Source organism: Paenibacillus sp. YPG26, assembly GCF_023704175.1.
Classification (GTDB): Bacteria; Bacillota; Bacilli; order Paenibacillales; family Paenibacillaceae; genus Fontibacillus.
Genome location: NZ_CP084530.1, coordinates 2,437,733 through 2,461,796, shown reverse-complemented (window position 1 = coordinate 2,461,796; position 24,064 = coordinate 2,437,733). Strand labels below are relative to the sequence as shown.

The 24,064-nt window shown below is 47.6% G+C and carries 18 protein-coding genes and 1 riboswitch; all 18 genes read left to right on the top strand.

The features are described 5' to 3' along the window. Nucleotide 1: 1 nt before the first annotated feature. The 18 genes from LDO05_RS11505 (at nucleotide 2) to LDO05_RS11420 (ending at nucleotide 24,017) form a co-directional block, all read left to right on the top strand. On the top strand, nucleotides 2–1,339 hold the full coding sequence (locus LDO05_RS11505; protein ID WP_251375540.1) for an outer membrane protein assembly factor BamB family protein: 1,338 nt from the start codon (nucleotides 2–4) through the stop codon (nucleotides 1,337–1,339). Between the two features lie 187 nt (nucleotides 1,340–1,526). Beyond that, the gene (locus LDO05_RS11500; protein WP_251375539.1) at nucleotides 1,527–2,387 is read left to right on the top strand and encodes a PRD domain-containing protein; all 861 of its coding nucleotides are present in this window, start codon (nucleotides 1,527–1,529) and stop codon (nucleotides 2,385–2,387) included. Between the two features lie 21 nt (nucleotides 2,388–2,408). Beyond that, nucleotides 2,409–2,909, top strand: coding sequence for a PTS sugar transporter subunit IIA (locus LDO05_RS11495; RefSeq protein ID WP_251375538.1), 501 nt, complete (start codon nucleotides 2,409–2,411; stop codon nucleotides 2,907–2,909). 29 nt (nucleotides 2,910–2,938) lie between these two features. Further along, nucleotides 2,939–4,399: an N-acetylglucosamine-specific PTS transporter subunit IIBC gene (gene nagE, locus LDO05_RS11490; RefSeq protein ID WP_251375537.1), complete on the top strand. Its 1,461-nt coding sequence runs from the start codon at nucleotides 2,939–2,941 to the stop codon at nucleotides 4,397–4,399. 197 nt (nucleotides 4,400–4,596) lie between these two features. Next, nucleotides 4,597–5,457, top strand: a complete 861-nt coding sequence (locus LDO05_RS11485; RefSeq protein ID WP_251375536.1) for a sensor histidine kinase — start codon at nucleotides 4,597–4,599, stop codon at nucleotides 5,455–5,457. Next, on the top strand, nucleotides 5,432–6,088 hold the full coding sequence (locus LDO05_RS11480) for a response regulator (RefSeq protein ID WP_251375535.1): 657 nt from the start codon (nucleotides 5,432–5,434) through the stop codon (nucleotides 6,086–6,088). The genes LDO05_RS11485 and LDO05_RS11480 overlap by 26 nt, the downstream gene beginning before the upstream one ends. A 191-nt stretch (nucleotides 6,089–6,279) precedes the next feature. Continuing rightward, a complete protein-coding gene (locus tag LDO05_RS11475; RefSeq protein WP_251375534.1) occupies nucleotides 6,280–7,548 on the top strand; it encodes an S-layer homology domain-containing protein in 1,269 nt (422 codons plus the stop codon). A gap of 158 nt (nucleotides 7,549–7,706) precedes the next feature. Further along, nucleotides 7,707–10,967, top strand: coding sequence for a DUF5704 domain-containing protein (locus LDO05_RS11470; protein ID WP_251375533.1), 3,261 nt, complete (start codon nucleotides 7,707–7,709; stop codon nucleotides 10,965–10,967). A 328-nt stretch (nucleotides 10,968–11,295) separates the two neighbouring features. Continuing rightward, on the top strand, nucleotides 11,296–11,664 hold the full coding sequence (locus LDO05_RS11465) for a replication termination protein (RefSeq protein ID WP_251375532.1): 369 nt from the start codon (nucleotides 11,296–11,298) through the stop codon (nucleotides 11,662–11,664). Nucleotides 11,665–11,788: 124 nt separating this feature from the next. Further along, on the top strand, nucleotides 11,789–13,042 hold the full coding sequence (locus tag LDO05_RS11460; RefSeq protein WP_251378706.1) for a voltage-gated chloride channel family protein: 1,254 nt from the start codon (nucleotides 11,789–11,791) through the stop codon (nucleotides 13,040–13,042). Nucleotides 13,043–13,103: 61 nt separating this feature from the next. After that, a riboswitch (cobalamin riboswitch) is annotated at nucleotides 13,104–13,303 on the top strand. Between the two features lie 136 nt (nucleotides 13,304–13,439). Next, on the top strand, nucleotides 13,440–15,731 hold the full coding sequence (gene metE, locus LDO05_RS11455) for a 5-methyltetrahydropteroyltriglutamate--homocysteine S-methyltransferase (RefSeq protein ID WP_251375531.1): 2,292 nt from the start codon (nucleotides 13,440–13,442) through the stop codon (nucleotides 15,729–15,731). 327 nt (nucleotides 15,732–16,058) lie between these two features. Then, the gene (locus tag LDO05_RS11450; protein ID WP_251375530.1) at nucleotides 16,059–16,685 is read left to right on the top strand and encodes an FMN-dependent NADH-azoreductase; all 627 of its coding nucleotides are present in this window, start codon (nucleotides 16,059–16,061) and stop codon (nucleotides 16,683–16,685) included. 166 nt (nucleotides 16,686–16,851) lie between these two features. After that, the gene (locus LDO05_RS11445; RefSeq protein ID WP_481856984.1) at nucleotides 16,852–17,541 is read left to right on the top strand and encodes an MgtC/SapB family protein; all 690 of its coding nucleotides are present in this window, start codon (nucleotides 16,852–16,854) and stop codon (nucleotides 17,539–17,541) included. A gap of 100 nt (nucleotides 17,542–17,641) precedes the next feature. Next, a complete protein-coding gene (locus LDO05_RS11440) occupies nucleotides 17,642–19,435 on the top strand; it encodes an ABC transporter ATP-binding protein (protein ID WP_251375528.1) in 1,794 nt (597 codons plus the stop codon). Beyond that, nucleotides 19,435–20,109 carry a response regulator transcription factor gene (locus LDO05_RS11435; RefSeq protein ID WP_276575509.1) on the top strand — a complete coding sequence of 225 codons (675 nt, stop codon included), beginning with the start codon at nucleotides 19,435–19,437 and terminating at the stop codon, nucleotides 20,107–20,109. The genes LDO05_RS11440 and LDO05_RS11435 overlap by 1 nt, the downstream gene beginning before the upstream one ends. After that, on the top strand, nucleotides 20,106–21,149 hold the full coding sequence (locus tag LDO05_RS11430) for a sensor histidine kinase (RefSeq protein ID WP_251375526.1): 1,044 nt from the start codon (nucleotides 20,106–20,108) through the stop codon (nucleotides 21,147–21,149). The genes LDO05_RS11435 and LDO05_RS11430 overlap by 4 nt, the downstream gene beginning before the upstream one ends. 221 nt (nucleotides 21,150–21,370) lie before the next feature. Next, entirely contained in the window at nucleotides 21,371–22,861 is a 1,491-nt protein-coding gene (araA, locus tag LDO05_RS11425; protein WP_251375525.1) for an L-arabinose isomerase, read from the top strand. 70 nt (nucleotides 22,862–22,931) lie between these two features. Next, nucleotides 22,932–24,017, top strand: a complete 1,086-nt coding sequence (locus tag LDO05_RS11420; protein WP_251375524.1) for a GntR family transcriptional regulator — start codon at nucleotides 22,932–22,934, stop codon at nucleotides 24,015–24,017. The last annotated feature ends 47 nt before the right edge of the window (nucleotides 24,018–24,064 follow it).

Below are 24,064 nucleotides of genomic sequence, written 5' to 3'. Positions count from 1 at the left end.
AATGATGAACAAACTTGCCAAATTCACAAGCTCAGCCGTCTTGGTCTTACTTGCTGCTGGAGCTACAATCCCAGGGGGAGAGCCTGCTAAGGTGTCAGCAGAAAAAGCGGCGGTATCCTTTACACAGTGGACTGAGCCTTCAACCCATGAATTTATTACTCCAGCCTGGACGGCTCCTCTATCCGCCACTCCCCTTGAAGTCGGGCAGATGCCAGAGTCCCGTGTGGCTGCCGGAGAAGGGAAGGTCTTCGCTGTGGATAAAGGCAGACTGATCGCACGGGATGTCTTCACAGGAAGGCAGACCTGGACTTTCGGCAGCAGCCTGAGCCCGTATATTGAATACAATCAAGGGACCTTGTATGGTACATATGAAGATGGGAGAGCCTATGCTCTAACTGCCAAAGGTGCACTTAAATGGGTCTCGGCCCGAACCGTGGCCAAGGCGGAAAGACTGGTTCCCATTCAGGACACTCTTTATATCGTGAGAGGGATCGACATCTTTGCATTTGATGCCGGGAATGGAGCATTGAGATGGGAGCATCATGACACATCTGCGGCAGCAGGCTCTAAGGAGCTAACCGTTCAGGATGGTGTTGTATTCCGGACGTATACAGGTGTATCTAATTTCGCTGTGACCTTAAAAGCCTTCGATGCGGCTACAGGCGAGAAGCTGTGGGAGAAGAGTCAGCAGCATCTTCCTCTTCAGGTCAAAGGCGGATCGGTCTACTCTGTGTATGAGCCGAATCTGTTCGAGAAGCCGAACGCCGAGTTGACACTCAAGGTATTTGACCTGCGTACAGGTGGAGAGAAAGCGGGTTATTTGTATCAGTGGTCGGACAATCCGGCTTCATACATGCATAGTTATACGACTAAGGCCATGATCGAGGGGAATTATTTGTATGCGTTCAATAGTCACGAATGGGTGCAATTTGATCTAACCAAGTATTCAGGCAAATCGGATCAGCCGGAACGAAGAATGATGGGACCAGGGCGTAATATATTGAATCCTCTGATGAAGGTGTACCGAGATCGGATATTTTATCTAGAAGGTTCAGAGCAGTCCTATTTCACCCTGAAATCCGTTCACCTGCCAGATCAGCACACGGTGAACTACAGATATGATAATCCTGCCGCGCAGATTGATATCCATGGAAATGGGATCTACATCGGGCAGACGGATGGCAGCTTCCGCGCCTTTGATCTGGCTACGGGCAAAGAAGCATTTGCTATCCAATCCGGAGCCCGCAACTACAGACCCACCGAATTCGAACAGGGAATGGCGATCATACAGGCGGATCATAAATTAATAGGAATTGCTGTCCCCGCAAATCTTCAGTAAAGAATGTATGAACAGGATTTTCCTGTTGACGGTAAGAGGTGGTTGATTTATGATTACCTCATAAATGAAAAACACTTATGGCGTGTTACCGTGACGGGCATGAGCCAAGGAAATTTAACCTTATTTTATATGGTTCCTTTTCCTTGGCTCTTTTTGATTTTTAGTAATAAGGAGGAGGCCAAGGTTCATGAAAGAAGTGGAGCTGCTCCAAGTCCAGCGTGTGATCGGTAACAATGTCGTCATGGCTCAGGGAGAGACTAGTGGTACAGAGTATGTACTTCTTGGAAAAGGCATTGGTTATGCAGTGAAAGGATCAGGAACGATTGATGCCAATGATCCGAGAATTGAGAAGCGCTTCAAGCTGGAGGACCGTGAACAGTGGAGTCAGTATGAGAGCTTGATGGAGGACTTTGATCCCAAGGTGATGCAAATTGCCGATGAGATCATTCAGTATATTTCAGCAAGTAAGCCTGGCAAGCTTAACGACAAAATATATCTGGCCCTGCCAAGCCATATTCAATTCACGGTCTACCGGCTTCGCCACGGGATGGATATTATCAACCCCTTCCTTCAGGAGACGAAGCTATGTTTTCCCGAGGAATTTGAAATCGCTTCCAAAGCAGCTGAGATGATTAGTGAGGCATTTACCGTTCATATTCCTGAGGATGAGATAGGCTTTCTAACTTATCATGTGTACTCGGCAGTAAGCAATGTGCCGGTTGGACAGCTGGTCAAGGCTTCCAATATCGTCAACCAGCTGCTTGAGCTGATTCAACAGGAGAAGAAAGTCACTTTTAGACAGGGAAGTATGAGTCATGTGAGACTGATGCTTCACCTGAGATATTCTTTGGAGCGAATTCTCCAGGATACTAGAGTGGATAATCCTTTTGTGAACCATATCAGGCTTGAATACAAGGAAGAGTATGCATTAGCCAAGCGAATGGGAACAGTAATGGAGGAAGAGCTCGGGAAGCCTGTCCCCGAAGAAGAAATCTGTTATATTGCCATGCATCTATACCGGCTGTACCGGACGACGGATGGACATTAAATACAAAGGCAGGGAATGAATATGTTTTCTAAATGGAGAAAGAAATCGGCAGAACAGAACATTGTTGAAATCTACACGCCTATGACAGGAGAAGCTGTAGCTCTTGCAACTGTACCGGATGAAGCTTTTGCGGGTGGATTCATGGGCAAGGGAATTGCCATTGTACCAAGCGAGGGAAAGCTTACGGCACCCTTTGACGGTACAGTCTCTCATGTCATAAAGTCCAAGCATGCGGTCATGCTGGAGCATCCATCCGGATTGCAGCTGTTATTTCACATAGGGATCAATACTGTGTCTCTTAAGGGAGAAGGCTTCACAAGTTATGTGAACACAGGCGATGCCGTGAAGACAGGCCAGACTCTGCTTGAATTCGATATCGATAAGATCAGAGAAGCCGGTTATCCCGTTATTACACCAGTCATAGTAACAAACGCCGAAGAATTGACAGACAGCATGGAGACGAACCTTGGACCCGTCCAATCCGGCAAGAATGTCATTCTCAAGGCGATATTTAAGGCTTAGGCCAATATATTTTGAAAGGGTGAAAAGTGATGGTGTCATTTCTACAGAAAATCGGGAAGTCGTTGATGCTTCCTGTCGCCACTCTACCTGCAGCCGCGATCCTTATGCGGTTCGGTAACATTGACTACGTCAAGGATTTCCATATGGGGAGTGCAGGGGAATTCATTAACAAATATATTGCTCCCTTCCTGGATGCGGGTGGTACAACGATATTTGATAATCTGCCGTTGATCTTTGCCATTGGGGTGGCGATTGGTCTCGCCGGTGACGCTGTTGCGGCTCTATCCGCAGCGATCGGTTACCTCATCCTCGTGCGTGTGCTTACGAAGGTTCCGCTTGTCTTTGATACGCTGATGAGCAAAGATGCGAAGCTGGACATGGGAGTCTTGGGCGGTATCATCGTGGGATGTATCGCAGCCTTCCTGTACAAGAAATACCATAATATCAAACTGCCGGATTGGCTCGGATTCTTTGGCGGCAAGCGGTTTGTCCCTATGGTTACCGCACTTACCATGGTTATAACCGGTATTATATTCGGTCTAATCTGGGGACCTGTGCAAGCAGCGCTGGATACGTTCGGCAACTGGATTGTCGGCTTGGGCGGGATCGGAAGTGCCATCCATATGGTCGCGAACCGTTTGCTTGTTCCCTTCGGTCTTCATCACATTATTAACTCCATTGTCTGGTTCCAGATTGGTGACTTTACAGATGCTGCAGGCAAAATTATTCATGGCGACCTCTATCGCTTCTTCGCCGGAGACAAAACTGCGGGCATGTTCATGACCGGATTCTTCCCGATCATGATGTTCGCTCTGCCGGCAGCCGCATTTGCGATTATTCACACGGCCAAACCGGAGAGAAGGAAAGCGGTTGGTTCGATCTTCATTGGTGCGGCCCTTGCCTCATTCCTGACAGGGATTACCGAGCCGCTTGAGTTTGCTTTTATGTTCGTGGCGCCGGTTCTGTACGGGATTCATGCCATATTGTCAGGGATTGCGGGTTATGTAATGTATGCGCTGGGGATTAAGCTGGGATTCGGCTTCTCCGCCGGTTTCATCGACTACGCAATTAACTATCAGCTCGCAACAAAGCCGCTTCTTCTGATTCCAGTAGGCCTTGTCTTCGCCGCGATCTACTATGTCCTCTTCCGGGTTCTTATTGTGAAGATGAACCTCAAGACACCAGGACGAGAAGATGAAGTTAACGCGGAAGAGCAAGCCGCGGCAGGCAGCCGCAGCAGTACTGTTGCGGCAGGGGACAGCAAAGCTGCCAAGATTCTGGCTAACATTGGAGGATCAGATAACATTCAATCCATTGATGCGTGTATCACGCGCCTGCGTCTGGTCGTGAAGGACGATAAAGCCGTGAACGATCCTGCGCTCAAAAGTCTTGGTGCGTCGGGTGTCATGCGTCTGGGCAAGGGAGTTGTACAGGTTGTGTTTGGACCTCAATCTGAATCCATTAAGGACGATATTAAGAAATTAATGTAATTATGATGAGCTTAGTTTGGGTTGCAAGCAGGGCGGATATATATCCGTCCTGTTTTATTTTAATAAGAGATTATTCTTGAACCGAGAGTTCATACAATCTACTCATAAGGTTCATGTATAGACCTTGCTTCAGCCTGGTTCTTGACGTATATTCGGACGTGGAGCTACTTCTTAGGATGAAAGAGGCGAAGCATATAGTGTCATATCGGCAAATCAAATGGATGATTCTGATAGTACCTTCAATCATTGTGGGGCTGTGGGAATTTGTGAGGCATCAGTTCCTGATTACATACATATCCATGGGGCTTGGGAATTTTATGACCCCCATTATACTGTTCGTGGTTAGTATTACTCTGCTGTACAGGCTGTTCGCCATGCTAGAACGGGTGCAGAATGAGCTGAATGAAGAGCGGGCCCAGAAGGCCGAACTCGTCGCAAGGGAGCAGCTGGCCAGGGAACTGCATGATGGCATTGCCCAGTCCTTATTTCTGTTATCCGTCAAAATTGACAAAGCGGAACGTCGTCAGCAGCAAAACGGGACTGATCTGAATCTGGATGAACTGCGGAAGACGGTGCATGAGGTTAACGGGTATGTTCGGCAATCGATCTCGAATCTGAAATATCCGCCTGCGGCTGGCACCGGCGGACAGCAGACTATGCGCCACCGGATCACACAATTAGTGGACGAGGTTCAGGTTCGAGTTGAATTGGAATGGACGCTTGAGGATACAGAATTTACGGCAAAAGAGCAGGTAGAACTGCTTGCATGCATCCGTGAAGCCTTGGTCAATGCCAAGAAACATGCTTCTGCCAGTCAGATCGCCGTACTGGGTGAAGGAAGCAGGGATTTCTGGAAAGTGTGTATTAAGGATAACGGACCGGGCTTTGGCGACTCTCCATACAGAGATATCCGGGATAAGTACGGCTTGAAGATTATGAGAGAGCGAGCTGAAGAGATGGGCTGGGCACTAACTATAAGTTCCGGAGACGGAATGACCCAGGTCATGATTGAGCACAGGGAGGGAACCGGGAGTGAAAGCACGCGTATTGGTCGTTGATGATCATGCCTATGCGAGAGAAGGCATATGTGATATTTTGGCGGAAGATTCCTCGTTCGAGATCATCGGGGTTGGCTCAAGTGGGGAGGAGGCTATTGAATTAACAGAGAAGTTCATGCCGGATCTCATTATGATGGATATTCATATGCCAGGGATGGATGGACTGGAGGCTACCCGGATTATTAAGCTGAGATTTCCTTATGTCAAAATTGTGCTGATTACCGTCTCCGATGATGCTGCACATCTATTTGAAGCACTGAAGCAAGGCGCTCAAGGGTTTCTGCTGAAGAATCTGTCCCCTTCTACGTGGCTGGAGTACCTTCGTGCGATTATGATTGACGAGGCTCCGCTCTCCAGTGATCTGGCTCATCAGATTCTCAAGGAATTCCCTTCAGTTCCCAAGCAGGATGCACTGGATCACCCACTGACTGGTCGTGAACGGGAAATACTCAATTGGGTAGCCAAGGGGATGACTAATCGGGAGATTGCCGGAGAACTGCAAATTTCGGATCAAACTGTCAAAAATCACTTGAAAAATATTTTGCATAAGTTACAATTGGAGAATCGGGTGCAGCTAACCAGATATGCATTCGAGCATGGCTGGGTAGATACCAAGCGTCCTAACTTTTAATTTCAAATATGATTGACTTGAAAGCATCAAGTCGTTGCCTTAGGTATAAGGTGGCGGCTTTTTTTGTCGTTTTTACTATATAAAGGAGGACTGCATGCCTATTCCATAGAAGTTAAAATAGGACTATATTCTAGAATTTACCATCCTGGTGATGAGGCAAAGTACATTCCAAATGGGAGAGTGAAGGTTAAATGGGAAGTAAGAAGGTATGGAAGGCATTTACGGCAGGAATGACAGGTATCATTGCAGCAGGATGTATTCTCGGAGCAGCGGAGTCAGTCGTATCAGCTGAGGGAGCAGTTAATTTCAAAGATAAGCTGCCCGCTTGGGCAAAGCCGGACATTGAGTATGCGGCTGCGAAAGGTTATATGAAGGGGGATGAGCGTGGGAAGTTCAACCCGAACGCGACGATCAGCCGGGCGGAATTCGCCGCAATCCTGGCAAGAGCGTCGAGCAACCCTTCGGATGCTGGAATAACTGGTTTTGGTAACATTCCCGGATGGAGCCAAGATGAAGTTAATATGGCGGTGAGCAAGGGCTTTATCTCTCCCGGCGACTATCCAAATGGATTCAATCCGAACATTCCATTAACACGCAGGGAGCTGGCCAAGTGGGTAGCATCAGGCTTGGCGGCCAAGGACGCGGACTTCAAGAAGGCCTTGTCCGATACGGCGGATACTCTAGTGCCAGTAGCGGAGTATTATAAGGGCGGCCTAAATAAGGCCGATTATCCTTATGTGTCAGTTGCCCTCGGAACCGGACTGATGGGCGGATACCCGGACGGCCGCTTCGGGCCAGCCCAGACTACAACACGGGCAGAAGCCGCAGTGATCTTGCGTAGATTTGAAAGCATCCAAGGGAAGAAGCCAGATGCCTTTCAGGATCTGAAGGAGTTTAGGGAAGTGGGGCTCACAGGGACAAATGCGATAAGTTTGGGGTTTGAGTATGCGAAGGATAATGGTGTTGAGGAAAGCTTTAAAAAGATTCGAAATGTGTCCACTCAATTGAAAAATAATATTGCCACTATTAAGTTGAATCGTTTTATTCTCGTAAACGCCTCAAAGGCAACAGATGTAAAAAATCTTTATGGTCGGATGTTTGTTGATAAGGACTATGGAACTGCCTTTAAAATGAAGAAGGACCGTTACGAGGTTTTTGTTGAATATGCTTTTACATCAAATATTGACAATATGGATGTTATGACCTATCTCAATTCGTCTAGTTCCCCATTCTTGCATTTAGTAGGTTTCAAAAGTGGGACAATCAGTAAGTTTGGAATTAAAACGATGCCTTATCTCATGGGATTAGTCGATAAAGAACATTTCTTCAAAAAAGGTATTGAGGTTACATTCTGGGGAAATGGATTTATTTTGTCAAACCTTCCTATTTCTGATAAAGATAATGGCGTAAGCATTACAGTTAGTGGTGGTAAAACTTTCAGTATCTATAAGTTAGACTGATAGTTCACCTATTAAGGAGCTAAGAGATGGGACGCTTAAGAAAAAGTATCATGATTATATTAAGTTGTTCTTTAGTACTTCCCAACCTTATATGGATGGGTTCTCAGATTGCTAATGCTGGCGGTGACATTAGTGCTTCCCTTGCAGGTATAGGAGGTATGACTCAAACCATTTCGGAGGGAGGGAAAGTAGAACAGACTTGGGTACGGGAAGGGGAAGTGGATGCTGACGCAAACCCGGGGGTATATCTCTATCAGCGAGACGATAGAAAGTGGGTGGCTGAAACAAATCGGGGCACAGTGATTTATAACTCTGTTGGATCACTAAGTTCCCCGTATCCGGAAAAAGGCCCGGAATTTGAGAACAAAATCAATATGACCAAGCCAGAGTATTTGCCTAAAAATAAATACCAATTACTTGATGGAGTAGAGAAAGATTATGTCATGATGTCCGATCCTAAAATCATTGGAGCCAATAATAAGACTCCTTTAGAAGATCAAACCAGTACTACACGGGCATTACGAATTCCAGATGGCGCCAACCTTATAATTACATCTGTCATTGGTGGTGATATTGAAAGTCAAAGCCCACCTAAAGCTTATATTTGGAACAAACACGAGAAATTCTCCGGTAACAAGTGGAGCGTAGGGTACACCACACAGGTTCACGTCACCTGGAGAGCTAACTATGTAGAGAAGAAGAAGATTGCCATGACTGGCAAGAGCAAGATCGCGATAAATGAAGTCGCCAGCTTTACCGCAACTGTGGCTACCTCGGAAGCAAAGAAAGCCTACGGCACTCCTGCAGACGTAACCACTCGAAGTGACGTGGTATGGAAGTCCAACAACCCAAGCGTTGCAAGGGTGAGCGCTACGGGGGTTGTTACAGGAGTAACCAAAGGTTCGACAACCATTAGTGTTGATTGGAAAAAAGATAAATATTGGCTGCATACCGAGAAAGTAGTAACCGTAGATACAAAAGCTGCCAATCCTCCTTCAACTGGCTCTTGTGTTCGTACCATCAATCCACCGACTGCGGCAGCCAACCTGGTAACTTCGTTCATGAATCCTAATGGAACAGGAGAGATTCTCGGGGATGATGCGGCAAATGGCCGGCATTTCGATGCTGTGAAGACAATTCCGACCAGCGAGAATCTGTACAGTCAGGCTTGGGGGTTGAACTACTTGTACCAGCATACTTTTGCTAACATGAAGGGGACAATTGATTACAGATGCACGGTAGATGTGACGTATGCTCGCACTTGGAAAGAGAAGCAGCCGGATACAACCGGTCCTGATGGAAAGCCAGTTCCACAGCCAGATATCGAGAAGTCAGATACGGTGACCAAAACCTACAGCTTCAATTTGGAACCACGACAATATTCCTATTGGGAAATCAAACAGCTCGAGGTCTACGGCATCAACCATGCTGTTATGCAGAACTATGCTTTGCCAGAAAGTAGTGTGCATATGTCACCTCACGGTTATACACTTCCAGAAGTAGACGTGGATAACAATAGTGATGTGAACGAGCATGTTTTCCCTAAAGACACTGGCTCCATTAGCTATACTCCACCCGTTCTGGCCTCTAATGGTTACGCTCCACTCCCCGTTCCCGATGATACGTTTAAGTTAAAAGGCTTGGGAGAAGCACAGACGATGCCGCCAGATGTTAAGAACGATAGGCTGACATTTAACGGTACAACAATTATGAACGACAGCATGATTAGCAGTTCTGGTCCGGCACCAGCTTCAATTCCCGCGCCAGCAAGGATTCCAGACGGAATCCTATATGAAGATCATCAATTAATTAGCAGCTCCTTAGCAAATAAAGCCGATACACCAAGTACTGGCACTCTGTACTATGAGCTTTTACCTGAGAATGTGAAAGGAAGTAGTGAGAAAGAGTTCCCGATAAGCCAGATCAATAACGTAACTGTACATACGCCTGTGGTGAATTATTCCACTGTATCCGATGATACCGGGCATAATCAGAAAACTAAGCCTGATCAGAACCGGGCAGCATTAATCCTGGATAGACCCTTTGTCATTCACATCCCCACCTCAGGTCAGCACACGAACAACCCGGGTTATGGGAACCGTGATTACGCGAAGTATACACGTTATAAGCAGGTGAAGTTTCCATTCGATGTGTACAATGCGGAACGCACACAATACATTTACAAAGGCACCTGGGTAGATATCCCTGTTTCACAGGATTACACCACTTTTTATATGCCCGTGTGGGTCGCTGAAGGGAGTTACGAGGTGGAGTTTCGCAGCATAGCCGAGAATGCGCCGTCTCCTTTTGAAGAGCAATCGAATGCGAATACCATCCTAACTAATCATGCGGCGGCGCATACGATTCCAGTTGAAGTTATTGGACGAATGTATGATTTTCATGTGACGGATATAGCCGATTATTTATGGGAAGAGGTATTCCGGTCATCTCCAAAGACATCTTTGCCTTCAGGCCGATCTTATTGGACAGGTCTTCAGGGGATTGATGGGAATAAGAGGGGAAATATTCTGCCTTACACGCTTCCCATTCATCCTGGAAGTCATCCGAATCCCGGTTACAAGAATGTTGCTGTTAAGAGCGGGTATCACTTTAAGTTTGACCTGAAGACCAAAGGAAATATGTCCGATGTGCAGGACTCTGTTCGGATTACTCCAAGTTTTTATTATGTGAGTGAAGATGGAAGGACACGGACCCCGATTGACCTTTATTATAAAGCAGGGGACAAGAGCTTTGTCCGAATAGGTTCGGCTGAGGATACCAATCCACGGTACGTGATTCTGAATGACAGACTACGCAATGTCCCAGTGGAGGAATTGTCCGATACGGCTTTGTACAAGTATGACCAATATTATAGTTTTGGCCAAGTCGGGGAGATTAGCCGGGACGACTTCCTGCGGAGCTATTTACGAGAGATCTCTATGAAAAAGACTCCAGTTGGCGGGTTAAAGCAGTTACAGCTGCCAGAGGCTGTTCGTACATTCATCGGCCCTAAGAAGGCGATTCCATCAGGCGTTGATGTGCAGAGAGCGAATGCCTCTGTACAGAAATGGTATGGCGAATACAGCCTGCCGGCGGATATTTACGGGGTAGCTGCGGGCACGAATCTAGCGGAGTATGGTAGGACCCATCAGGGGTTAACGGACCGGAGTCCAGTTTTTCTGAAAAATGGATATTTTATTGTTAATTTCGATCTAGAGACGATTGATCAAGGGAATACGAAGGAGCCTCATTTGCAATATATTCATGCTCCTTTAATGAATCAGTGGAAGCTTGAGGGCTTCAACAACAACATTTTGGATCCATATGGTCATTACTATGCTCTGCAGGATGGGGATGTCGTATTCTATTATACTGACAAATCAAGTCGTGACGACTTCAGATCGAGCGTAACGCATTAACAAAAGGTCGTGCTTGTTCAGCACATCGAGTAAAATCTAAGCTCAGTCTATCCTTATAACAAGGTAGGCTGAGCTTATTTCATGATGGCATAACTGAAGAACTCACCAACAAACCAACCATGTAATTAATAATTCAACATATGAAAAATTCACAATAATAAAACCCAACCCACCACCTCACTTTGCTACATAATCACTCAACCAATCTACCTACCTCTCTATTCCAAAAATCCGGTTATAAATGGTGAATTGACCACTATTATGAAATTTTCATATAATAGAAGCGGCTAGAAAATAAGAGAGTATATTAGACCGGGAGGTTAGGAATATGGCATTTATGATTGCACAGCGGGCATTTTTGAAATTATACTTGATCAAAATGGTAGAGGAACGCAGAGGATACGGCTATCAAATGCTAGAGGATCTCAAGTCGGAATTCAAACCTCATGGCTATTTGCCTCCGCAGAGTGAGATCTACCGCGCACTTCACGAATTAGTACAAGAAGGTGTGCTGTATAGAACGAAGAAGCTGAAAGGAAATGATCCCAGCGTTGATTTTCAGGAAATTGTGCTGTATCACTTTACGAATGATGGCAAAGAGAAGGCCGAACTCTATCGTAAGCAGGTGAAGACGGATCTGGACAGGTGCCTCGGTATCCTGCACAAAGCAGATCAGGACAATTTCGGTTATAGTTAGAGTTGCACTATAAGACTGCAATCTCATTCTTGCAGCTGCTCTATTAAGTAAGGAGAAATTTATCGTGAACGAGAACAAGTTATTGCAGATCCGGGACAGGATACATGGATTTTCAAGCCGGTATATGCAGGCTGCCATGATTATATTTATGCTGAAATGGTTAGGGATTGCCGGTGCAGTAGGGGCATTGTCGGGAAGCGCTTCAGCGCTCTTCCTGGCAGGCTTGGACTGGGCTACAGACAGCAGAATGAACCATGCCTGGCTACTGTACTTGCTTCCGGTAGGCGGAGCCTTTATGAGCTACCTTTATCTGAAGATCGGGAGCAATGCCGGTAAAGGAAATAACCTGATTCTGGAGACCATTCACCATGGCAAGGAGAGCATTCCTCTGCGCATGGCCCCGTTGGTACTAGGGGGAACGATTATTACCCATTTATTCGGCGGCTCTGCTGGCAGAGAGGGAACTGCAATTCAGATGGGGGGAAGCCTTGCGGCACGTGTAGGCAGGTTGCTGAGGCTTGACGCGGCAGACACACGGATTATTCTTATGTGCGGTATAAGCGGCGGCTTTGGCTCCGTCTTCGGAACACCGCTTGCCGGAACTGTGTTTGCTCTTGAAGTGCTGGTGATTGGCATGCTCCGGTACGAAGCGCTTCTTCCTTGTTTCATTGCAAGTGTGGTGGGGAATCTGGTCACTACGGCCTGGGGTATTCAGCACGTGCATTTTCAGATCGATGTGGTTCCTGATTTGTCACTAATAATTATTCTAAAAGTATTGGCGGCTTCGATTGCCTTTGGTCTGACTGCTCTTTTGTTCAGTACGCTGACCCATTATTTCAAGCGTACATTTACGAAGCTTATCTCACATCCTGCTGCGCGCAGTTTTGTTGGGGGTACGGTCATCATTCTCCTTGTGTTCATCTTCGGTACTAGAGATTACCTTGGACTCGGGATCCCATTGATCGAGCGTGCATTTTCGGGAGATGTGCCAGACTATGCATTTTTGCTCAAAATACTATTCACCGCTCTCACGCTAGGAGCTGGTTTCCTGGGTGGGGAGGTTACGCCGCTGTTCGTGATTGGGGCTGCACTTGGGAGTTCACTTGGAATCTGGTTCAATGAGCCAGTCGGCTTCTTCGCGGCGCTTGGGTTCATTGCTGTATTCAGCGGAGCGGCGAACACACCGCTTGCCTGCTTCATCATGGGGATCGAGCTTTTCGGCGCTGAGGCAGGAGTATACATGCTGATGGCTTGTGTAATTGGTTATTTATTCTCCGGCCACACCGGAATATATTCGTCCCAACAGCTTGGAGCATCCAAATCAAAGTTGTTCCTAATCCGAGCAGGAGATACACTAGGCGATATAAAAAAGAAATAAGGATATAAATTTAAATTGTATTATTATTAGTTTTGATGTATTATTATTCCTATAAACATAATTGTATAACGTGGGAACAGGTGTCTGAAGCCTCTAAGGCTCAGACTTAATAGGGAAGTCCGGTGTGAAGCCGGCGCGGTCCCGCCACTGTATCAGGGGAGTTAATTACGATCCATGCCACTGGCTTATTCAAGTAAGCTGGGAAGGCTGTAATGACGTTGATCCTGAAGCCAGGAGACCTGCCTGTTCTGACAGCACTGATGTACCTACGGGAGATAGGGAGGTGTTAGAGTTGGCCACCCTTGCGTGCACTTAAGGGGCTTTCTTTAACCTATCCAGGTTAGAGAAGGCCCTTTTTGATTATGTTTAACTAACAAATTAGTGATGGGGGTAGGAGATGAGTAACGTTAAGAGCGGTAACCTTGGTTTCCCGCGTATTGGTGAGAATCGGGAGTGGAAGAAAGCGATTGAGGCATTCTGGGCAGGCAAGATTCAAGAAGACGAGCTTCATCAGCAGCTCGAAGTGATTCGTCTGGGGAATTTGGAGCTTCAGAAAGAGCAAGGAATTGAGATTATACCTGTAAATGACTTCACTTATTATGATCATATTCTAGATACGGCTTCCATGTTTGGTATCATTCCTACCCGCTTTGGCTATACAGGCGGTGAAGTTCCGCTGTCCACTTATTATGGAGTTGCCCGCGGGAACACAGAAGCTACAGCCAGCGAGATGACGAAATGGTTCAATACGAACTATCACTATATCGTTCCAGAACTGGCGGGAGTTACTCCTCAGCTAACCCTGAACCGTCCTCTTGCTGCTTACCGGGAAGCTAAGGAGAAGCTGGGTATTGAAGGCCGTCCTGTGCTTGTGGGTCTATATACTTTCCTTAAGCTCTCCAAAGGATATGATTCGACCAAGCTTAATGAAGTGATAGATTCCTTCCTTCCTTTGTACATTCGTGTACTGCAGGAATTGGAGCAGGAAGGCGTCAAGTGGGTCCAAGTGGATGAACCGATTCTCGTTACATCGGTGGATGAACAGGACCTTCAACATATCAAATACATTTACGAAGCAATTAATCAGGAATTAACTACGCTGTCAGTTCAGCTGCAGACCTACTTTGGTTCCGTAGAGTTCTATCCTGAAGTTGCTGCGCTGCCAGTTCAAGGAATTGGACTTGATTTCGTTCATGACGATGGGCGCAATCTGGAAGCCCTGCGTCAGCATGGCTTCCCTCAAGATAAGACTCTTGGAGCCGGAGTAATCGATGGCCGGAATATCTGGCGTGCTGACCTTGATACCCAGTCGGCCCTGCTTAGTGACATCGTGAAGCTCGCAAATGGCGCGGAGGTCGTCGTCCAGCCATCAAGCAGCCTTTTGCATGTACCGGTAACTGTGCGCACTGAGACCAAGCTTGAGCCTGTACTCAAGAACGCCCTTGCATTTGCGGAAGAGAAGCTGAATGAGCTTGTTCTTCTAACCAAGCAAGCGAATGGTGAGCAGGTAGCCGGGGAGTTCCAGGAGAGCCGGGAAGCTCTGTCCGCGTTATCCGCTTCCCCAGCTAGAAATCGTCAGAATGTGCGTAGTCTTGTAGAGAATATCGCTGACCAGCCATCCAGTCGTGAGCATGACTTCAGTATTAGACAAGTGGCGCAAGAGAAGAAATGGAAGCTGCCATTTCTACCGACAACGACCATTGGCAGCTTTCCACAGACTACCGAGATTCGTTCTGCGCGTCAGAAATGGCGCAAAGGGGAATGGTCCAGCAGCCAGTATGGGGAATTTGTTAAGGAGCAGATCCTTGACTGGATCCGCAAGCAAGAAGAGATTGGCATCGATGTCCTGGTTCACGGGGAATTTGAACGGACAGATATGGTTGAGTTCTTCGGAGAGAAGCTCGCTGGATTCGCGTTCACAAGCGGGGGCTGGGTTCAATCCTATGGATCCCGCTGCGTGAAACCACCGATTATCTACGGAGATGTTGATTTCATCGAGCCGATGACAGTGGATGAGACGGTATATGCCCAGTCCTTAACGAAGAAGCCTGTCAAAGGAATGCTTACCGGTCCGATCACCATCCTTAATTGGTCCTTTGTCCGCAGTGACCTTAGCCGCGAGAACGTCTCCTATCAGATTGCTCTTGCCTTACGTCAGGAAGTGGAAGCACTTGAGCGTGCGGGTATTGAGATGATTCAAGTGGATGAGCCTGCCCTGAGAGAAGGGCTGCCGCTGAAGAGAGCTGATTGGGATCATTATCTGGAGTGGGCGGTACTTGCATTCCGCCTCAGCACATCCACTGTCAAAGATACAACACAGATCCACACCCATATGTGCTACTGTGAGTTCCACGATATTATTGACTCCATTACAGCACTGGATGCGGATGTAATCTCTATTGAGACGTCCAGAAGCCACGGAGAACTGGTTCACAGCTTCGAAGAACACACTTATCCGCTAGGCATTGGTCTTGGTGTGTATGATATTCACAGCCCCCGTGTGCCTTCCGTTGATGAGATGGTGTCCATGATCGAACGTGCACTTCAAGTGCTTGATCCGAAGTTGTTCTGGATTAATCCAGACTGCGGTCTCAAGACTAGAGGTGTCCAGGAGACTGTGGATTCACTCCGGAACATGGTGGCTGCGGCTGAGAAATTCCGTGAAGCCCATGTGAAGGTTAATGTATAACAAGATAACAAGATCATAATCCTGTAATAACAAACAAAGACATGGTGGTCGCAGAGTTACTCTCCGCACTGCCATGTCTTTGTTGTATATGCCCCTGTCGCGGCTCAATTCCTGCGATTCCTGCGTCGTCCGTAGAACATTCATATGAATATAGTTCCGGGTTCAGGGCAACCTAACCTGGAGAGCAGTCAGCCATCGTTTCAATAGAGACTAAGGTGCCGCTCAAAAAAGAAGTTGACAAGAATAAAAGTAACAGATACTATACTTATGAAAGTTACATTATATAAGTTCTTTCATGATAAAATATAAATCAGGAGGTTCACCCTAATGGCACATGTACTATTTATTAAAGCGAACAACAGACCGGTTGAACAAGCCGTAACTGTGAAACTGTATGAGAGCTTCTTGCAGACTTACAAAGAAACTCACCCCGATGACCTGGTTACTGAACTTAACCTGTTCGAAGCCAACCTGCCTTACTTCGATAACGATATGATGACAGGCTTGTACAAGCTTAGCAACGGGATCGAGACTACACCTGAAGAGCAGCGTCTGGCTGACCTGGCTAACACTTACCTGGATCAATTCCTCGGTGCGGACAAGGTTGTATTCGCATTCCCGCTCTGGAACTTCACGATTCCGGCTCAGCTGCTTACTTATCTGTACTACCTTACCCAAGCAGGCAAGACGTTCAAATATACATCTGAAGGACCTGTTGGTCTGGTTAACAATAAGAAGGTAGCTCTTCTCCAAGCCCGTGGCAGTGTGTACTCAGAAGGACCGATGAGTGGCATGGAAATGTCCCTTAACTACGTGAAGACCATCCTTGCTTTCTGGGGGATTAATAATCCTGAAGTCGTTGTTGTAGAAGGTCACAACCAATTCCCGGACCGCGCCGCTTCCATCATTGAAGACGGTGTGAAGAAAGCCGCTGAACTGGCAGCCCAGTTCTAAACCTTACACAAGCTTAATAGAGTGTTGATAAAAAGAGCCTTTTTGGCTCTTTTTGTGTTTCAAATTTCATGTGGGTGTTAATTTGCCAAATATGGAGATTTACAATTATACTCACACTATACATACGAAGGGAATGCACACTATGGAACTAGATCTTGAAATGGTAATGAAAATGTGCCTTGCGCTGTTGTTCGGCTTATTTATTGGAATAGACAGGCAGCTGAAGCAGAAGCCGCTGGGTATTAAGACCAGTATGGTTATCTGCGTCGCAAGCTGTCTGGTGACCCTTGTGTCCATTGAGTCCTTTGACCGTTTTGCCGGCCCGGACCATCCGAACATGGATCCGATGCGTCTTGCTGCGCAAATTGTCAGCGGTATCGGTTTCTTGGGAGCAGGTGTAATTCTAAGAAGAAGCAACGATGCGATTTCAGGACTTACTTCTGCCGCTATGATCTGGGCGGCGTCCGGGCTTGGAATTGCGATCGGGGCGGGATTCTATATTGAAGCTGTAATCACGGTATTGCTGTTGATCATTGCTGTTAACTTTGTGCCTTACCTAATTAAATCAATCGGGCCACAGAAGCTCAATCAACGTGATGTCTCCGTGAAGATCGTAATGGAGACGAATGATTACATGACGGATTTGATTCGCCACATTGAGCGCAAGAAAGTACCCGGCCAGCCTTCCGAGGGACCCTCTCACAAAATCCGCAGACTGAGAATCAAAGACCTTGATGATGGCAGACAGCGTATTGATATGGTGATTGCCGCGCCGGAGAAGGAGTATACGGCGGAGATTTATTATTTTATCAAAAAGATTGATCATGTGTTAAGTGTGGAGATCGAGCATTTATAACCTTGAATATCTCAGGTTTAAGTTCAGTTCACATTAGTAAGTTATTCTTCTATTACGGAAAGAAGTATGCCGTATTGCGAAATGGAAGGATGAGAAACTTATGAGTGAAATACAGCCTCAGAACAAGAAGGCCTCCAAATCGGGCTCGCTATTCGGGTTGATCCGCGAGACCCGGCCATCGGTTCCGGCTCTCGTCTTCGCCATAGTTCTAAGTGTCATTTCCACCTTGGTAGGCTTGATGATCCCCATGTTCACGAAGAAATTGGTTGACGGCTTCTCCTTGTCCTCAATAAGCCCTGAGCAAATTGTGCTTATAGCCGCGGCATTTATTGCTCAGACGATCGCGAGTGGAGTATCGATCTATCTGCTTAACTACGCCGGACAGAAGGTAGTGGCCTCCCTTAGAGACCGTCTGTGGAAGAAGCTGCTTATCCTGCCGGTACCCTACTATGATCAGAACCGGACCGGGGAGACCAGCAGCCGGCTGACAAATGATACGTTGATCCTCAAAACCCTGATCTCCGATCATGTCACAATCCTCTTTAGCGGAATTATCTCTATTACGGGATCTGTAGCGATACTGATGTATCTCAACTGGCAGATGACACTGATCATGTTCACGGTGATCCCTATAGCGGCTCTAATCCTTGTTCCACTCGGACGCCAGATGTACAAGATTTCCCTGGGGATGCAGGATGAGACAGCTTCGTTCGCGGCAACCATCAATCAGGTTCTCTCCGAGATCAGACTGGTTAAGGCCTCCAATGCCGAAAGCAGGGAATACGTGAATGGAAAAGAGGGGATTACACGTCTCCTCCGCTACGGTGTTCGAGAAGGGAAAGTCAGTGCCTGGATTGGCCCTGTAATGTCCCTTGTTCTAATGATGCTGCTGGTTATAATTATTGGTTACGGAGGGATGCAGGTATCCAGTGGTGTATTCTCAGCCGGGGAGCTGGTTGCCTACATCCTCTACCTGATTCAGATCGTAATGCCCATGACTCAGCTGACCACATTTTTCACTCAATTCCAGAAGGCCAAGGGAGCTACAGAGCGTATGATTGAGCTTCTGAACGCAGAAGAGGAAGAGTATTCAAGAGGCAGCAAGTCTCCTGCAGGGAATCAACCCATACGGATTGAGAACTTGTCTTTCAGTTATAACCGCGAAGAACCGGTTCTTCATGAGATTTCTTGTGAGATGGAGCCAGGTAAAGTTACAGCTATTGTAGGGCCAAGCGGAAGCGGCAAGACAACTCTTTTCTCCTTGCTAGAAAGGTTCTATAAACCTTGTGAAGGCCGAATCCTGTTAGGTAACCAGCCTATTGATGAAATTGCTTTGGAGGCCTGGCGCAGAGAGATCGGATATGTCTCCCAAGACAGTCCCATGATTGCGGGAACCATCCGGGAGAATCTGTGTTATGGGGTAGAGTCGGAAGTGGGGGAGCAGGTTATTTGGCAGGCAGCAGAGATGGCTTATGCTGATAAGTTCATTCGGGAGCTGCCCAGAGGGCTTGATACGGATGTAGGAGAACGGGGAATTAAGCTGTCAGGAGGTCAGCGGCAGCGGCTTGCGATCGCCAGAGCACTGCTTAGAGATCCTAAGATCCTTATGCTGGATGAGGCAACTTCAAGTCTGGACAGCCAATCAGAAGTGGTGGTTCAGAAGGCTCTTCATAACCTGATGAATGGAAGAACGACCGTTGTCATCGCGCACCGCTTATCGACCGTCGTAAGAGCCGATCAGATTCTATTTATCGAACAAGGAAGGCTTACGGGAAGAGGCACCCATGCCGAACTGCTGGGGACGCATGAAATGTACAGAAAGTTCGCCACTCAACAGTTCCAGAATAAGGTTCTGGACGAACAAGTCTTATCAGAGAAGTCAGGTGATCATTGATGGCCAGGATTATGGTAGTAGATGACGATCCTCACATCCGGGAGCTGGTTACCGTATTTCTTGAGGGTGCGGGGATGGTTAGTATTGAGGCGTCGGATGGACTTGAAGCATTGACCCTGCTTGAGAAGGAAAAGGTGGATATGGTCGTGCTGGACATCATGATGCCCAATATGGATGGGTGGCAGCTCTGCAGGGAGCTGCGCAGACATTATGACTTTCCTCTCCTTATGCTAACAGCTAAAGGCGAGAGTTCCCAGGTCGTGAAGGGATTTGACCTGGGAACAGACGACTATCTAGTGAAGCCATTTGATCCTCCGGTGCTGTTGGCCAGAGTCAAGGCCCTTCTCAAGCGGTATCAGATCTCCTCTTCCCAAGTTGTTACAGCAGGACAGGTTCAAATGAACCGGAGAACTTATGAAGTGACCTTGGGTGCCGATGCGCTCAATCTGCCCTTGAAAGAATTCGAGCTGCTCTTCAAGCTGGCAAGCTACCCGGGGGCCACGTTAACTCGGGATCAGTTGATTGAAGAAATCTGGGGTTATGATTTTGAAGGAAATGAGAGAACCCTGGATGTTCATATCAATCGGCTGAGGGAGCGGTTCCCGGAAGAGAAGGGGAATTTCAGGATTCGAACGATACGGGGATTGGGTTACCGGCTGGAGGTTCAAAATTGAAAAAGCTCAAAAACGTCATGAAGCTGATTGTCGATATCCTGATCCTGATTGTCGTCGCATTTATGGCGGCATCACTAGCTTATTGGATCAAGTCACAATATCAAGGTCGGCCAAGTACTTTTTCTGAATATGTAGAGTATATATCCTTTTTTGGACTAGGTACTTTCCTGCTTATCATTACGTCTATATTGATTAATCTACTGATCAGAAAAAGGGAAATCCGTAAAATTAACAATATTATCGATGCGATGAAACGGGTATCCAAAGGTGACTTTTCCGTGCGCCTGGACACAGAACAGTATGAAGAAGGTTATGAGAAGGTCGTAGCGACAATCAATGAAATGGTCAGCGAGCTTGGGACGATGGAGACCATGCGGCAGGAGTTCATCTCAAGCGTATCCCATGAAATTCAGTCTCCGCTTACATCCATAGGCGGGTTCGCCCGGGCACTGCTCCAGGAAGAAGAAGTAAGTCCGCAGACAAGAAGGCACTATCTGGGCATTATTGAATCCGAAAGCCAAAGGCTGTCCAAGCTGAGTGATAATCTGTTGAAGTTGACTGCACTGGAATCCACTGAACCGCTATTTGAGAAAAAGCAGTACAGGCTGGATAAGCAAATCCGGCGGGTTGTCCTATCGGCAGAGACGCAGTGGAGCGGCAAGGATCTTAACATTGAACTTGAGCTGGAAGAGACGATGATCAAGGCTGAAGAAGACCTGATGAGTCAAGTGTGGATCAACCTGCTTCATAACAGTATCAAGTTCACGGCCCCCGGCGGCTGGATCAAGATCAGCATGCGCAAATCGGGAAGCCAGGTGGAAGTTCTGGTTGCAGATAACGGGATCGGAATTGCTAATGAGGACATGACTCATATCTTCGAAAGATTCTACAAGGCCGATAAGTCAAGGAACCGGGAAGCCGGGGGAAGCGGCCTCGGACTCTCTCTGGTGAAGAAGATCATAGACCTGCATGGAGGGGAGATCACGGCAGCCAGCGTGCTGGGTGAAGGAACTACCTTCAAGGTTATCCTTAATAAATGATATAGGGAATAATAGGCTAGCACCATTTTGGTGCTTTTTTTATTTGGATAGACCCAATCGAGCTATTAGTTAAAAAGAAGGTTGTATTTTTTCAACGAAGGAGCTACAATAAACTCAACTTAAGTTGTACGTACAATTAGCTATTTATTCATATTATCAGCAGCTTGTACGTATGAGGTTATTTGAGTTATTCTATCTATCATTTTGGGAGGCGTTAGTAAATGAATTTGAAACCGCATTCATTTTGGTTTGTAACAGGGAGTCAGCATTTGTATGGACCCGAGACTCTTGAGGAGGTTGCGGAGCACTCGCGTATTATTGCAGAACAGCTGGATAAGGACCCCAAGTTCACTTATCCTGTTCTATTCAAGCCAATCGTAACCACACCGGATGAAATATATAAGCTAATTCTTGAAGCGAACGGGGATGAGTCCTGCGCCGGGATTATAACCTGGATGCATACTTTCTCGCCTGCAAAAATGTGGATCGCCGGGCTGTCCCAGCTGCAGAAGCCGCTGCTTCATTTCCATACCCAGTTCAACAGGGATATTCCTTGGGAGACGATTGATATGGATTTCATGAATTTGAACCAATCCGCCCACGGAGACCGGGAATACGGCCACATCGGCGCACGGCTTGGCATCGCCCGCAAAATCGTTGTGGGACACTGGGAGGATGGCGAAGTCCGTGATGGAATCGCTGGCTGGATGCGTACCGCAGCCGCTTTTGCAGAGAGCCGGAGATTAAAGGTTGCCCGCTTCGGGGACAACATGCGCGAAGTGGCTGTGACCGACGGCGACAAGGTGGAGGCGCAGATCAAGCTTGGTTGGTCTGTAAATGGCTACGGAGTTGGTGATCTCGCTAAGGTGCTTCAGGAGGTTGACGACGCGGAAGTGAACGCGCTGCTGGCGGAATATGCGGAGCAATATACCATAACTAAAGAAGGCTTAAGCGCTGGACCAGTAAGAGATTCCATTGCCTATCAGGCCAAGCTTGAGATCGCACTGCGGCACTTCTTGAAGGACGGTGGGTTTGGCGCCTTCACAACGACCTTCGAGGATCTTCATGGTCTTAAGCAGCTTCCTGGGCTTGCGGTGCAGCGGCTGATGGAAGCCGGGTACGGCTTCGGCGGCGAAGGAGACTGGAAGACAGCTGCGCTGACACGTGTTCTCAAAGTGCTGGCGGATAACAAGAGCACCTCTTTTATGGAGGATTACACCTATCATTTCGAGCCGGGCAACCACATGATTCTGGGCGCTCACATGCTGGAAGTATGTCCTACCATCGCGGCAACCAAGCCATCGATTCAGGTTCATCCATTAAGTATTGGAGGTAAGGAGGACCCGGCACGGATCGTCTTTGACGGACAGGGCGGTGCTGCGGTAAATGCTTCTCTCGTTGACCTGGGTCACCGGTTCCGTCTGCTTGTTAATGTAGTGGATGGCGTTCAGGTCGATAAGCCGATGCCGAAGCTTCCGGTCGCCCGTGTACTGTGGAAGCCGCAGCCATCCCTGCGTGAATCTGCGGAGGCCTGGATCCTGGCGGGCGGAGCTCATCATACGGTTCTCTCATACGCAATTAGCGCTGAGAACCTGACGGACTTTGCCGAGATGGCAGGCATTGAAGCCGTAGTGATCGACAAGAACACAACGATCTCAAGATTCAAGAATGAACTATTATGGAGTGACACAGCATACCGATTGCACCGATAAGATCTGCTCTGTTCACCCAGTCTGTGTTACAATAACCCGTAAATAACAAGAGCGGTGGCTGAGGTGACGTATGGGTAATCGACGAATTCCAAAGTATTTGCAGTTGAAGGAAGAGCTGCTGTCCTGGCTGGAATCAGGCAGACTGCAGGCGGGCAAGCAGTTCCCGTCCGAGAATGAGATATCTGAACAATTCAAGTTAAGCCGCCAGACGGTTCGCCAGACCTTTGGAGAGCTGGAGAAGGAAGGCTGGCTCGAACGGATTCAGGGCAAGGGGACTTTTGCAAGAAATCCGGGCCGGCGTGTTGGAGAACAGGTTAAGACAATTGGGATAATTACCACTTATATTTCGGATTATATTTTTCCGCATATTGTAAGAGGGGCGGAAGCCGAGCTGCGGAAGTCCGGATATCGGCTGCTACTGTCCAGTACGGACAACAAGAAGGAGAAGGAGATGGAGAGCCTTCAACTCATGACAAGCCAGCCTCTAAGCGGTCTTATTATTGAACCGACCAAGAGCGCGGAGGGCAATCCCAATCTTGGTTATTTCCTCGAGCTGCAGCAGAAGAATATTCCCTATCTGATGATTAACGAGAAATACCGCGAGCTGGAATGTCCGAGTCTTAGCGTGAACGATGCGGCAGGTGGATATAAGGCGGCGCTTCATCTACTGGAGAATGGCCATACACAGATTGCGGGCTTCTTCAAGCGGGATGACCTGCAGGGTGTGAATCGGTTAAAAGGCTTCCTGCATGCACACCGGGAGCGCGGGATCACGGTGTCGCCGCAGCATGTGGTAACTTATACCACCGAGCAAAAGACAGACCTTCCCTACAAACAGGCGCTTGAGCTGCTTAGAGGCAGCGAGCAGGACCGGCCTACAGCTTTTGTATGTTATAACGATGAACTAGCGGTGGGACTTATGGAGGCAGCCGCGGTATGTGGTCTCCGGATTCCAGAGGATATCTCCTTCATCGGATTCGACGACTCCAGTCTGTCCCTGGGCACGCGCCTAACCACACTAACGCACCCCAAGACTACAATGGGCGAGATGGCCGCGAGGCAGCTGATCAGCATGATTGAACAAGGAAGTATCTTTGAGGATACAATATTCGAGCCGGAACTAATCGAGCGTCAATCTGTCCAGAGAAGGAGCTAAGGATCAGATGACGGAAGAGGATAAATAAAGTCCAGTTGTGGACTTTC